The organism is Tritonibacter mobilis F1926 (genome assembly GCF_000376545.2).
In the GTDB taxonomy this organism is placed as follows: Bacteria; Pseudomonadota; Alphaproteobacteria; order Rhodobacterales; family Rhodobacteraceae; genus Epibacterium; species Epibacterium mobile.
Genome location: NZ_CP015230.1, coordinates 1,203,389 through 1,214,987, shown reverse-complemented (window position 1 = coordinate 1,214,987; position 11,599 = coordinate 1,203,389). Strand labels below are relative to the sequence as shown.

General features: G+C 58.9%; 13 protein-coding genes. 6 read left to right on the top strand and 7 right to left on the bottom strand.

The features are described from left to right. Positions 1-4: 4 nt before the first annotated feature. Positions 5-1,057 carry a tRNA 2-selenouridine(34) synthase MnmH gene (mnmH, locus tag K529_RS05855; protein WP_046002170.1) on the bottom strand — a complete coding sequence of 351 codons (1,053 nt, stop codon included), beginning with the start codon at positions 1,055-1,057 and terminating at the stop codon, positions 5-7. A gap of 90 nt (positions 1,058-1,147) precedes the next feature. Between mnmH and K529_RS05850 the strand changes: the two genes are divergently transcribed. Next, the gene (locus tag K529_RS05850; protein WP_005619475.1) at positions 1,148-1,618 is read left to right on the top strand and encodes a MarR family winged helix-turn-helix transcriptional regulator; all 471 of its coding nucleotides are present in this window, start codon (positions 1,148-1,150) and stop codon (positions 1,616-1,618) included. 7 nt (positions 1,619-1,625) lie between these two features. On the opposite strand, the gene K529_RS05845 is transcribed toward K529_RS05850, so the two are convergent. From K529_RS05845 to K529_RS05835, 3 genes are all read right to left on the bottom strand, one after another. Continuing rightward, entirely contained in the window at positions 1,626-1,928 is a 303-nt protein-coding gene (locus K529_RS05845) for a DnaJ family domain-containing protein (protein ID WP_005619478.1), read from the bottom strand. Positions 1,929-1,988: 60 nt separating this feature from the next. Further along, the gene (locus K529_RS05840) at positions 1,989-2,402 is read right to left on the bottom strand and encodes a nuclear transport factor 2 family protein (protein WP_005619480.1); all 414 of its coding nucleotides are present in this window, start codon (positions 2,400-2,402) and stop codon (positions 1,989-1,991) included. A 178-nt stretch (positions 2,403-2,580) separates the two neighbouring features. Beyond that, on the bottom strand, positions 2,581-4,155 hold the full coding sequence (locus K529_RS05835; RefSeq protein WP_005619482.1) for a bifunctional metallophosphatase/5'-nucleotidase: 1,575 nt from the start codon (positions 4,153-4,155) through the stop codon (positions 2,581-2,583). 189 nt (positions 4,156-4,344) lie between these two features. On the opposite strand from K529_RS05835, the gene K529_RS05830 reads away from it, so the two are divergent. Together K529_RS05830 and K529_RS05825 are read left to right on the top strand one after the other, a co-directional pair. Further along, on the top strand, positions 4,345-4,683 hold the full coding sequence (locus tag K529_RS05830; protein ID WP_005619485.1) for a DUF952 domain-containing protein: 339 nt from the start codon (positions 4,345-4,347) through the stop codon (positions 4,681-4,683). Positions 4,684-4,716: 33 nt separating this feature from the next. After that, entirely contained in the window at positions 4,717-5,775 is a 1,059-nt protein-coding gene (locus K529_RS05825; RefSeq protein ID WP_005619488.1) for a quinone-dependent dihydroorotate dehydrogenase, read from the top strand. A 200-nt stretch (positions 5,776-5,975) separates the two neighbouring features. Here K529_RS05825 and K529_RS05820 read toward each other — a convergent pair whose 3' ends face one another. From K529_RS05820 to K529_RS05810, 3 genes are read right to left on the bottom strand one after another with little or no spacing between them, the layout of a single operon-like run. Next, entirely contained in the window at positions 5,976-7,301 is a 1,326-nt protein-coding gene (locus K529_RS05820) for an MATE family efflux transporter (protein WP_005629598.1), read from the bottom strand. A gap of 17 nt (positions 7,302-7,318) precedes the next feature. Beyond that, the gene (locus K529_RS05815) at positions 7,319-7,837 is read right to left on the bottom strand and encodes a PaaI family thioesterase (RefSeq protein WP_005629594.1); all 519 of its coding nucleotides are present in this window, start codon (positions 7,835-7,837) and stop codon (positions 7,319-7,321) included. Then, entirely contained in the window at positions 7,834-8,256 is a 423-nt protein-coding gene (locus K529_RS05810; protein WP_005629591.1) for a PaaI family thioesterase, read from the bottom strand. The genes K529_RS05815 and K529_RS05810 overlap by 4 nt, the downstream gene beginning before the upstream one ends. Before the next feature lie 125 nt (positions 8,257-8,381). Here K529_RS05810 and K529_RS05805 point away from each other — a divergent pair, with 125 nt between their 5' ends. The 3 genes from K529_RS05805 to K529_RS05790 all read left to right on the top strand — a co-directional run bounded on the left by K529_RS05805 (position 8,382) and on the right by K529_RS05790 (position 11,538). Then, a complete protein-coding gene (locus K529_RS05805; protein ID WP_005629589.1) occupies positions 8,382-8,750 on the top strand; it encodes a MerR family transcriptional regulator in 369 nt (122 codons plus the stop codon). Positions 8,751-9,290: 540 nt separating this feature from the next. Continuing rightward, positions 9,291-9,692 (top strand): MerR family transcriptional regulator, encoded by a 402-nt coding sequence (locus tag K529_RS05795; protein ID WP_005629585.1) that lies wholly within the window; start codon positions 9,291-9,293, stop codon positions 9,690-9,692. A 64-nt stretch (positions 9,693-9,756) separates the two neighbouring features. Further along, the gene (locus K529_RS05790; protein WP_005629583.1) at positions 9,757-11,538 is read left to right on the top strand and encodes an acyl-CoA dehydrogenase C-terminal domain-containing protein; all 1,782 of its coding nucleotides are present in this window, start codon (positions 9,757-9,759) and stop codon (positions 11,536-11,538) included. Positions 11,539-11,599: the final 61 nt, after the last annotated feature.

Below are 11,599 nucleotides of genomic sequence, written 5' to 3'. Positions count from 1 at the left end.
CGTGTTAAAGAGCTGCCATCACCTCCAATACGCGCGCTGCGGCCTCCGCGCGATCCGACGCGGCTAATCCCGGCAGCGTAATCTGGCGCTGGGTGCTTACTGCGTAGCGGCTGCGGGCCTTGCGGTAGGCGGGGTCGTAATGATCCGCCATCAGCCTCGCCACCAGTGCAGGTTTATCCCCCGCCGCGATCAGCTCGAACCAGGCTTCCACCACCGCACCAGAGCGATGTTCCCTGAGAGGTTCGAGCTTTTCGCGCAAGTGGTCCGCGTCAGACAGGATGTCATCGTAAGCCTCAACCAGATAGGCGCAGCGGGCCTCAAACGGCACCTCCAGATCAATCCTCGGCGCGGCTTTCATCGCCTCCCACAGGCTGGGCGGCAGGATGCGCGCCCCGATCTTGCTGGCTTCGGCCTCGACCAGCACCGGGCGCGCCGGGTCCATCTGCGCCAATGCGCAGGCGATATAGCTCTCGAACCGTTTCTGACTTGGCTGCCCTCCCGGCATCTCGCCCAGGAGCGAACCCCGATGCCCCGCAAGACCTTCCAGATCCAGCACCTGACCGCCCATCCCGGCGACCTGCTGCAAAATCTCGGTCTTGGCAGTGCCGGTCAACCCGTCCAGCAAGACCAGCCGATGCGACAGCCCCGCCTCATAGAGCGCGGCATGCACCAGACGGCGATAGCTCTGGTAGCCGCCCTGAACCACCTCGGCGCGCCAGCCGATCTGGCTCAACATCCAGGTAAAACTGCCCGAGCGCTGCCCGCCGCGCCAGCAGTAGACCAGAGGTTTCCAGCTGCCGACGTGATGGCTCAGCCGCTGTTCGATGTGGGTGGCGGCATTGCGAAACACCATCGCCGCCCCGATCTTACGGGCGCGAAAGGGGCTTTCCTGCACATAGATCGTGCCCACCTCGGCCCGTTCCTCATTGTCGAGCACCGGCAGGTTGATCGCGCCGGGCACATGGTCCTCGGCATATTCCGCAGGGCTGCGCACATCGATCACCGTGTCATGCCCGTGCGAGAGAAATTCGGAAAGTGTTTGAAACGTCAGAGCCATGCTCCATTTCTTATAACCACAAGGCACACAACAAAACATGAAACCGCGCTACAGCACCACAGCCTGCCACACACCAGACGGAATACCACGATGTCAGACACCGAATTGGAGATCGACACACAGCCCGCCACCCTGATCCGCCGCCTCAATCAGATTGCGGTGGCGCGGTTTGCATCCGTCATGGCGGCTGCTCAGCTGGATCTTACGCCGGTGCAATACGCGGCCCTTTCGGCCCTGACTGAACATCCGGGGGTAGATCAGGCGACATTGGCCACGCTTGTGGGGTATGACCGGGCGACCCTTGGCAAAGTTGTGGAACGGCTGGAGGCAAAATCGCTACTGGTCCGCGAGGTCGATCCCCGCGATCGGCGCGCACGCTGTCTGCGCATCACACAGGAGGGCGACTGGCTGGTCTCCAAGGCGCAGCCTCTCGTCAGCGCTCTTCAGCCGCAAATCCTGAACGGGCTCAATGCCGCCGAGCGAGAAGAGCTGATCTATCTGTTGAAAAAGGTGACCCGCGCGCAGGCGACTACCGCTCAGGGCGCGCATCCTGTACGCTAACCGGGCATCAGCCGCGTTTTCGTGCCAATTCCAGCCGTGCCTCTGTCATCGACAAATCCGCAATAATCTGGCGACGCTTGCTGCGATCCCCGGTTTCGCGCAGCTCCTCGCGCAAACGCGCCAATTCCCGGCTCAGCGAGACCACCTCCGGCACCGCGCCATTGTCTTTTAGAATACGGTTCATGACGGCGTTTTCCGGATCATCGCAGGGCGGCAGAGGTCGCCCGGCCCCTTCGAGATTATCAAAGGCTCCGTCTTTTTCGGCCGCCGCGATACGCGCGTTGATCAGGTCAATCAGCGGATGGTCCATGCACAGGAAACTAGGAACTCTGCCCACTGCTGGCAATAGCAGCGGGCAGGTCAAACCTGTTTAACGCAATGCGTCGATGCGCACTTGATCCGTGCTCGGGAAGTCGGGATCTTCATAAATGCGCACGGCGCGGATCAGATCGCCCTCAAATTCAAAGACATTGCAAAACCGCCCCTGCGAGACGGTGCCATCAGGAAAAGCCGTGCCGTCCGACATCTCTCCCCACACACGTCCCTCGACAACCACTGTATCGCCTGCCTCGATGATGTGCAGACCTTCGATGTCGTGCTTCAGCCAGTTGAGCATCGCACCCATTTTTTCACCAAACCGCTGCATGTCTGCCTTGCCTTTGCCGCTGCCAAACTTGGGAAAGAGCAACTCCACATCATCAGTATAAAGATCCATCAATCGCACATCGCGATGATCCACGTACTCAAAATAGAGACGCACGATGTCCTGCCGACTTAAGGGCATAACCTATTCCTTTTGCTTTATATTCTTCCTTGGCATGTGGTCAGTGACTGGCACGCTTTCAAGTTGCGCCAATGAAATACCCCCGCCAGATCTCTCCAGCGGGGGGTTAGGGGGTGTTGCGCTATAGTTTCAGAGGTGAGACATCGGGTCAGGATTTCTGACCATGTCGGGCCTGACCTTACTTCTTGGTGATACGACCGTCGGTGTAGGCGCTGTAGGGGCCAACTTCGGCAAGGTATTCGGCCACCACATCGGCCAAGTCAGGGCCAAAGTCATAGGCGTTTTTGTCGTCACCGGCGAAGACCTTGTAGCCGTCGCCACCGTTGCGCACGTAGTTGTTGGACACCACGCCGTAGGTTTTCGCCGGATCAATCGCGACCCATGCGTCCCCCTCCATGACCATCACATCAGAGATCCGGGAACCCGGTTCCTTAGAGGCATCAAAGGCGAACTTCATCCCGGCAACCTGTGGGAAGCGCCCACCTCCGTCTTCAACCTGACTCACACCGTTTTCCAGCGCCTCAACAATGGCTGAACCTGGGATCTGGAAGGTCGCAAGCGTATTCTGAAATGGCAGAACGGTCAGTACTTCGCCCATGGTGACATCGCCCGCATCGATCGAAGCCCGCAAGCCCCCACCGTTTTGGATCGCAATCATCACGCCCTGATCCTTGACACGATCAAGCATCGCATCGGCGACCAGATTGCCCATGGAGCATTCGCCTGCCCGACACACATCCCGGTTACCTTCGATTGCTGTTTCAGTAGAGGCTACTACTTTGTTGCGCAGTTCATCCAGCGGGCCGCTCAGCTCAGAAATCCGGGCTGCAGTTGCCTCATCCTGAGCAACCTCAGCATCCATGATCAGCGGCTCACCTTTGGCGTCAACCACATTTCCGGCATCGTCGAACGTGACATTCAATTCGCCCAGAAACTTGCCATAAGCATAGGCCTGAACAATCGCAACGCCATTCACCATTGTGGGGTACGGGCCTTCGGCACGGTCAGATTCGTTTGACAAATAGGTGTTCGTATGGCCGCCAACGATTACGTCCACGCCGGTGGTTTCGGCAGCGACTTTTTTGTCGACCCCATAGCCGGAGTGGCTGAGGACGATGATTTTATTCACACCAGAGGCGGTCAGGCGATCCACTTCGCCCTGAACAGCCGCTACCGGATCACTGAAATGCACGTTCGGACCGGGGCTGGCGAGTTCATCAGTATCTTCGGGTGTCAGGCCGATCAGGCCGATTTTTTCACCACCTTTGGTAATCACGGTGGATTTGAGCAGCTTGTCAGATAGCAGCTTTTCCTTAGAGAAGTCCGCATTGGACATCAGCACCGGGAAATCAACCGCATCCATGAAACCCCGCAACACTTCGGGACCGTCATCAAACTCGTGGTTGCCGACGGTCATCCCGTCATACCCGAGCTTATTCATCATCTCGGCGGCCACTTTACCTTTGTAGTATGTGTAAAACAGCGTGCCTTGGAACTGATCGCCCCCATCTACCAGAATGGAGTTTTCAGCACGCGCACGCGCCGCCTCTACCGCAGTAACAAGCCGTGCAGAGCCGCCGAAACATTTGCCTTCTGCGTTATCTTCAGCAGAACAGCCGCTGTCATATTTGCTTATTGGCTCGAACCGGGCATGAAAGTCGTTGGTATGCAGAACGGTCAGCTTGTATTCCGCTGAAGCCATGCCGGCGGTCAGACCCAACGCTGCAACAGACATCAGTAAACGTGAAATCATAGAGAAAATCCTCACCTTTGTTATGCCACCTCTACCGGTGGTTGTTATGGTCTCAATATTCGTGATCTTTGCCCAAACAGTCAAAACCAAACTTACGTGACAGACCGATGTAGACGCAGGGGAAACTTTACGCTGCCCTGTGCATAAGCGCTCTTGCGCAAAGGGGGCGTCTGAGGGCATGAGGTGGCCATGCTGATTTACAAGATTTTCCGTGACGACGAATGGCGCGCCTTTGAGGCCGCTGGTGAAACCGATGGCGCGCCCGTGGACCTTGCGGACGGCTTTATCCATTTCTCGACCGCCCCACAGGCGGCAGAGACCGCAGCCAAGCATTTTGCGGGCGCTGAGGGGCTGTGGCTATTGGCTTTTGAGGCGGATCACATGGGCGATGCGCTCAAATGGGAGCCGTCGCGTGGTGGTGCACTGTTCCCGCATCTTTATCGCCGGCTGCAACATGCGGAACTGATCTGGGCCAAGCCGCTGCCGCTGGTTGAGGGTGTTCACCGCTTTCCCGCAGAGATGGTCTAAGCGCGCCGACGCGCAACAAAGGAGGCACGGCCAATGAAGCTGTCCGAAAAACTGGCGCTGGCCGTGATGCATCGCCTTGATCCCGAAACCGCGCATGGGCTGTCCATCAAGGCCCTGAAATCCGGTCTCACGCCCTGCCCCGGCCCGGTGACATCGCCACGCCTAAAGACAGAGATTGCCGGTCTGACCCTGCCCAACCCGGTCGGGCTGGCCGCAGGGTTTGACAAAAATGCCGAAGCACTCGGCGCGCTCACGCAAGCCGGTTTTGGATTTATCGAGGTGGGGGCCGCAACCCCGCGCCCACAACCGGGCAATCCCAAACCGCGCCTGTTTCGCCTGAGCGAAGATCGCGCGGCGATCAATCGTTTTGGCTTTAACAACGAAGGCATGGAGGTGATCGGCGCACGCCTTGCTCAGCGGCCCAAGAATGGCTTAATCGGCCTCAACCTCGGTGCGAACAAAGACAGCGATGACCGCGCGCAGGATTTTGCCCGCGTCCTGAGCCATTGCGGCGCGCATCTGGACTTTGCCACTGTCAATGTCTCTTCTCCCAACACCGAAAAGCTGCGTGATCTGCAGGGTAAAGCAGCCCTTTCTGCACTACTGACAGGGGTCATGGAGGCACGAGAGGGCCTGGACCGCCCGATCCCGGTGTTTCTCAAAATTGCACCCGACCTGGATGAGGCAGGTCTCGATGATATCGCTGATGTCGCGCGCGAAAGCGGGATTGATGCGGTGATTGCAACCAATACGACGCTTGCCCGCGATGGTCTGAAAAGCGCGCAGCGCGATGAAATGGGCGGGCTCTCCGGCGCACCATTGTTTGAAAAATCCACCCGGGTGCTGGCACAGCTCTCCACCCGGCTTGACGGAGCCGTGCCGATCATCGGTGTGGGCGGAATTTCCTCAGCTGAGGACGCCTATGCCAAGATCCGCGCGGGTGCATCAGCGGTGCAGTTTTATTCCGCACTGGTCTATGGCGGCCTGTCACTTGCAGCAGAGATCGCCAATGGCCTTGATGCGCTTCTGGCACGCGACGGGCATGACAGCGTTGCGCAAGCGGTTGGCACCGATCGCGCAACTTGGCTCTAGTCGTCCAAAGCAGCCGGGGACGCTCCCGCCCGTCAGGGATGCTTTTAAAAACCCCCCTTCCCGTTTGGCCCGGCAGGCCGCGCCAAAGGCGCGGCCTGCCCCCGGCGATTTGCAAAGCAAAGCGCAAAACCTCACCTGTGATTAGCAATAGCAAATCTCAATTTGGCAGCCTGCATATCGCGCAGACGAGATGCAGCGCTTCATCCAGCGGATGCAACTGATGCTTCCAGTCGAGGGTATCGGGCCGCCAACGTTGCCGCGCGGGCAATATTCAGCACCATCAAAGCAAGCCAAAGCCCGTGATTTCCCAGCGCCGGCACAAAGATCACAAGCGCGATCACATAGCCCCCCACCGCTTGAATCATTGCGATCCGCATGTCGCGGGTCCAGGTGGCACCAATGTAGATACCGTCAAACATGAAGCTCGCAACGCTGATCAACGGTGCCAGCGCCACCCAGATCAGATAGTGCCGCGCAGTCTCGCGCACCTCCGGCGCTGTGGCCATCAAATCAATCAGCGCAGGCCCGCCCCACCAGAAGACCATCGCCAGCGCCACCGAGAACCCCACTCCCCAATAGCTCGACACAATGACTGCCCGGCGCAGGCGCGCAGAATCCCGTGCCCCGACTGCCCCACCCACCAACGCCTCGGCGCTGAAGGCAAAGCCGTCCAGCGCAAATGCGGTCATCTGCAGAAGCTGGATCAACACCTGATTGGCGGCCAATGTCACATCGCCAAGATCCGCACCGAGAAACAGGAAGGTGGTAAATGACAGGTTCAGCAAGACCGAACGCACCATGATGTCGCCATTGACCTGCATCATCCGCTTGATCCGCACGCGATCAAAGATCCGCGCCCAGTCGTGCCACTGATCACCGGCAAAGGCCGATCCGCAAAGCCAGAGACCTAAGGCCAGCCCCGACCACTCCGCGATCAACGTCGCAGTCGCGACGCCTTCGACGCCCCAACCCAGCCCCAGCACGAACCACAGATCCAGCACGATATTGAGGCCATTCATCCAGATCTGCAGCAAGAACACTCCCCGCGTGCGCTCCATCGCGATCAGCCAACCTGTGACGGCATAAAGGCCGATGGTCGCAGGCGCACCCCAGATTCGGATTTCCAGATATTGCCGCGCCAGCCCCTCCACCTCGGCACTGGCGGGGGCCAGCGTAAAGGCTCCCCAAAAGACCAAAGCCTGCGCCAGAATGAAGAACAGCCCCGCGCCGCCCGCAAGGAGCAGCCCTCGCATCAACAGCGCGCCGATCTCGGCCTCATCGCCAGCACCGCGCGCCTGTGCCGCCAGACCAGTGGTGCCCATGCGCAAAAAGCCAAAGATCCAATAGATCGTCGACAGGATGACCGCGCCTATGCCCACGGCACCAATGGGGGCGGCCTCGCCCAGCTGGCCCACCACGCCCGTATCCACCGCGCCGAGAATGGGCACGGTGGCATTGGACAAGACGATCGGCAGCGCGATTTTGAGCACCCGGGAATGGGTGATGGGGCCAGATGCCTCTGACATGAATAAAATCCTTGAAATCAGTCGCCTGAGCGGCGATCCTGCGGCATCAGGAAATGCCCCGTTGCCTGCGCAAAGAGCTTGTCCTTGTGATCCTGCCAGGCGGCCACATGCACCGACGCATAGCGCCGACCGGAACGATTAACAGTCGCACGCGCATAGGAATCCCGTGGCAGGCCCGAACGCAGATAGTCCACTGTAAAATCGATGGTTTTAGGCAGACGCGGCATCTTGCCAGCCGCCATCGTCTCCACGTCCAACTCGCCGCTTTCAAACTGCGGCCAGAGGTGGAACCACTGCAGGGTGATCACCGAGGTGACCTCCAGAAAGGCCGCCGTCGCCCCACCGTGGATCGCGGGCAGCATCGGATTGCCGATCAGATTGTTGTGAAAATGCATGGTCGAGGTCAGCTCATCGCCACGCCGCTCGAAGGTGATGCCAAGAAACCCGATGTAAGGCACCGATTCCACCAAGGCCGCAAGAGCCGCATCGCGGCGTTGCTTGATCACTTGCACGGGCTCAGGACGGGGGCGGCTCATTGCTTTGGCTCCAGCGTGAAGGCGCCAGAGGCAGTTGCGACGGGCACTTCGGTTTCCTCATCCGTCGCCACCGCGCGCACGAAGGCGACATTGCGGGTCACGTGGTGACAGGTTGCGGTGGTGGTGATGGTCTGCCCCGGCGTCGCTCCGCGCATATAATCAATCCGCAAATCAATGGTGGCAGTACTAGACGGCTCGCTCGGGTGGCTCATCACGGCCGCGCCACAGCAGGTATCCATCAGGGCCGAAACCGCACCGCCATGGATCACGCCAGTATCCGGATCCCCGATCAGTTTCTTATCATAGGGCATCACGATCACCGCCCGCCCATTGCCGATCTCGGTCAGCTCCATCCCCAAAGCCTTTGAGTGCGGGATCGCCTCAATGAACTGGCGCGCCAATTGGGTCTTGTCTGCCATCGGATGCTCCTTACCGCTATCGGCTCTTTTATCAGACGCTCCTTACCAAAGCGCAAGGCTTGCAAAACTCCCAGTTGCACCGCTCGGTTCAGATGCTTAGGTTGCCCGAGCAAGGGAGGACATGGATGACCGAGACAAAACTGTCATTCAAGGAGATGTGCGCAGAGTTCGATGTGACGCCGCGCACCCTTCGGTACTATGAATATATCGAGCTGTTGCAGCCCGAACGTCAGGGGCGTTCACGGTTCTACGGCGCGCGCGAAGTGGCGCGGATGAAGCTGATCCTGCGCGGGCGCAAGTTCGGCTTTCAGCTCGAAGAGATCCGCCAATGGTTGCTGATCTACGACAAGGAAGGCGACGAAGCGCAAAACCGCGCCTTTATCGAGATGGCCGACCGGCAACTGAAGGAACTGGAACTCCAGCGCCAGCAGATCAACGAGGCGATGGACGAACTCACGGATCTGCGCAAGGTGACGCTGGATTTATTGAAGTAGGTCACTCGCCCGTTTCCCCCCACCGAAAGTAGCTGCGCAGGGTACATCAATGGGCATACACGACTGCATCGGCGAGACCTCTTTCTATCCGCAGCTGCTGATCGGAGCTGGGGTTCTGATCTCGGGTATTTTCGTAAAGCTCAAGGAGGACCTCACTGTCGCACAAATGTGCACGGTCTTGGTCGGTCGTCGCAAGATATCCAGCAACAAACTGCAATGGGCGCTTCTGGTGCTTACGTTACTGCTCCCTCTCGTGCTGTGGCTGTATCTCATCGACAGATGCATGTCATAGGGGCCTAGTGGTAAACTCAAATCAGCCTGTTTGCGGATGCTTTGCGGACACATGGCGCTGATTTAACCTCTAAAATTTTTGGCTTTTCCCCAAAACGTCACGTCAATTCGCCCTGCCACCACGTCACCCCTCAAAATGACGCGGCGTCGGAGTTACGTAAACGTCAAGTTCATGTTGTAACTCTCGTCAAGAGCCGCCAAGGTTTACGCAGACGACGCCAACGTAAAGCAACATCTGAGTGACGCCCCATGAGTGAAGACACCAAATCCATTCGCGAGATGTGCGACGAGTTCGGAGTAACGCCGCGCACGTTGCGATTTTACGAAGCCAAGGAATTGTTGTTCCCGATCCGGGACGGCCAAAAGCGGCTCTTTACCAAACGCGATCGGGCGCGGCTGAAACTGATCCTGCGCGGCAAGCGGTTTGGCTTCAGCCTGGAGGAAATCCGCCAGCTTCTCGATCTTTATCATATGGGCGACCAGCAGCTCACACAGCTGAGCCGCACCTATGAGATCGCGCAGGACCGTCTGGCCGATATGGAACGCCAGCGCGACGAGCTGACCGAGGCCATTGATGACCTGAAGGATCAGTTGAAATGGGGCGAGAAAGTCATCGCCTCAATGAAAACAAACGCCAAGGCGGCCGAGTAACCTCACCGCCCTGCCCGCCAGATTGAACACGCAAACCGCACCACTCCAACCTTTGAGGACCGCGATGCCGAGCTATACCGCCCCCACCAAGGACACCCAATTTGTTCTGCATGACGTGCTGAACATCAAGGACGCAGGAATCCCCGGCTATGACGAGCTGGAGCCCGATTTCACCGGCGCCGTTCTGGAAGAAGCCGGCAAGATCGCCCGCGATGTGCTGCACCCGCTGAATGTGGTTGGCGACACCGAGGGCTGCCGTCTGGAAAACGGTGTGGTCTACACCCCGACCGGCTTTAAGGCCGCTTTTGAACAAGTCAAAGAAGGCGGCTGGCCCGGTCTCGACATGCCGGAACAATACGGCGGCCAGAACATGCCTTATGTGATCGGCACCGCCGTGGGCGAGTTTTTCTCTGGCGCGAACCAGGCGTTTACCATGTATCAGGGCCTGACCCATGGCGCGGCCTCGGCCATTCTGGCACATGGCACCGACGCACAGAAAGACACCTATCTGCCCAAGATGGTCTCTTGCGAGTGGACCGGCACCATGAACCTGACGGAGCCCCATTGCGGCACCGATCTGGGTCTGATGCGCACCAAGGCAGAACCGCAGGACGATGGCTCTTATAAGATCACCGGCCAGAAGATCTTTATCTCCGCTGGCGATCACGACATGTCCGACAATGTGATCCATCTGGTGCTGGCCAAGATCCCCGGCGGCCCCGAAGGCATCAAGGGCGTGTCGCTCTTTATCGTGCCGAAGTTCATCGTGAATGAGGACGGCACCCCGGGCGAGCGCAACGGTGTTTCGGTCGGCAAGATCGAAGAGAAGATGGGCATTCACGGCAATTCCACCTGCGTGATGAACTACGACGCCGCGACCGGCTGGCTCTTGGGGGACATGCACAAGGGCATGCGCGCTATGTTCACCATGATGAACGAAGCACGTCTGGGTGTGGGCATGCAGGGTCTGGCGCAGGCCGAAGCGGCCTATCAGAACGCAGTGGAATACGCCAAGGACCGCCTTCAGGGCCGTGACGTGACCGGCGCAAAGAACCCCGATGGCCCGGCCGATCCGCTGATCGTACACCCCGATATTCGCCGTAACCTCATGGATCAAAAGAGCTTTGCCGAGGGCGCACGGGCGTTCATCCTCTGGGGAGCGACCATGATCGACAAGGCGCATCGCTCTGAGGACAAGGACGCCGATGGGCTGATCTCTCTGCTGACGCCGGTCATCAAAGGCTTCCTGACCGATAAGGGCTATGACATGACCGTGCAGGCCCAGCAGGTTTACGGCGGCCATGGCTACATCGAGGAATGGGGCATGTCGCAATACACCCGCGACGCCCGTATCGCGATGATCTACGAGGGCGCAAACGGTGTGCAGGCGCTGGATCTGGTGGGCCGCAAACTGGCGCAGGATGGCGGCAAACATGTGATGGCCTTCTTTGACATGGTCAAAGGGTTCTGCAAGGAAAACGCCGAGATTTCCGAAGACTACGCCAAGGACTTCATCGAGCCTCTGAAGGCAGCCTCCAAGGATCTGCAAGCGGCGGGGATGTATTTCATGCAAAACGGCATGAAGAACCCCAACAACGCGCTCGCTGGCTCCACCGACTTCATGCATATGTTCGGCCATGTCTGCCTTGGCCTGATGTGGGCGATGATGGGCAAAGCCGCACAAAAGGCGCTTGACGAAGGGGCCTCTGACGCGGCGTTCTACGAGACAAAACTCGCCACCGGCCGCTACTACATGGCACGTCAACTGCCCGCGACCAAACTGCATCTTGCCCGCATCGAGACCGGTGCCGACACGGTGATGGCTCTCGACGCCGCGCAGTTCTGATCGCGCTCTTTGACATGACATGGGATGTGCCCCTGAGGGGCATATCCACCCTTGGCCGCCG

Excerpts from the sequence above, each read along its gene's own strand:
- mnmH (WP_046002170.1), bottom strand. The coding sequence starts at position 1,057 with ATGGCTCTGACGTTTCAAACACTTTCCGAATTTCTCTCGCACGGGCAT.
- K529_RS05850 (WP_005619475.1), top strand. The coding sequence starts at position 1,148 with ATGTCAGACACCGAATTGGAGATCGACACACAGCCCGCCACCCTGATC.
- K529_RS05845 (WP_005619478.1), bottom strand. The coding sequence starts at position 1,928 with ATGGACCATCCGCTGATTGACCTGATCAACGCGCGTATCGCGGCGGCC.
- K529_RS05840 (WP_005619480.1), bottom strand. The coding sequence starts at position 2,402 with ATGCCCTTAAGTCGGCAGGACATCGTGCGTCTCTATTTTGAGTACGTG.
- K529_RS05835 (WP_005619482.1), bottom strand. The coding sequence starts at position 4,155 with ATGATTTCACGTTTACTGATGTCTGTTGCAGCGTTGGGTCTGACCGCC.
- K529_RS05830 (WP_005619485.1), top strand. The coding sequence starts at position 4,345 with ATGCTGATTTACAAGATTTTCCGTGACGACGAATGGCGCGCCTTTGAG.
- K529_RS05825 (WP_005619488.1), top strand. The coding sequence starts at position 4,717 with ATGAAGCTGTCCGAAAAACTGGCGCTGGCCGTGATGCATCGCCTTGAT.
- K529_RS05820 (WP_005629598.1), bottom strand. The coding sequence starts at position 7,301 with ATGTCAGAGGCATCTGGCCCCATCACCCATTCCCGGGTGCTCAAAATC.
- K529_RS05815 (WP_005629594.1), bottom strand. The coding sequence starts at position 7,837 with ATGAGCCGCCCCCGTCCTGAGCCCGTGCAAGTGATCAAGCAACGCCGC.
- K529_RS05810 (WP_005629591.1), bottom strand. The coding sequence starts at position 8,256 with ATGGCAGACAAGACCCAATTGGCGCGCCAGTTCATTGAGGCGATCCCG.
- K529_RS05805 (WP_005629589.1), top strand. The coding sequence starts at position 8,382 with ATGACCGAGACAAAACTGTCATTCAAGGAGATGTGCGCAGAGTTCGAT.
- K529_RS05795 (WP_005629585.1), top strand. The coding sequence starts at position 9,291 with ATGAGTGAAGACACCAAATCCATTCGCGAGATGTGCGACGAGTTCGGA.
- K529_RS05790 (WP_005629583.1), top strand. The coding sequence starts at position 9,757 with ATGCCGAGCTATACCGCCCCCACCAAGGACACCCAATTTGTTCTGCAT.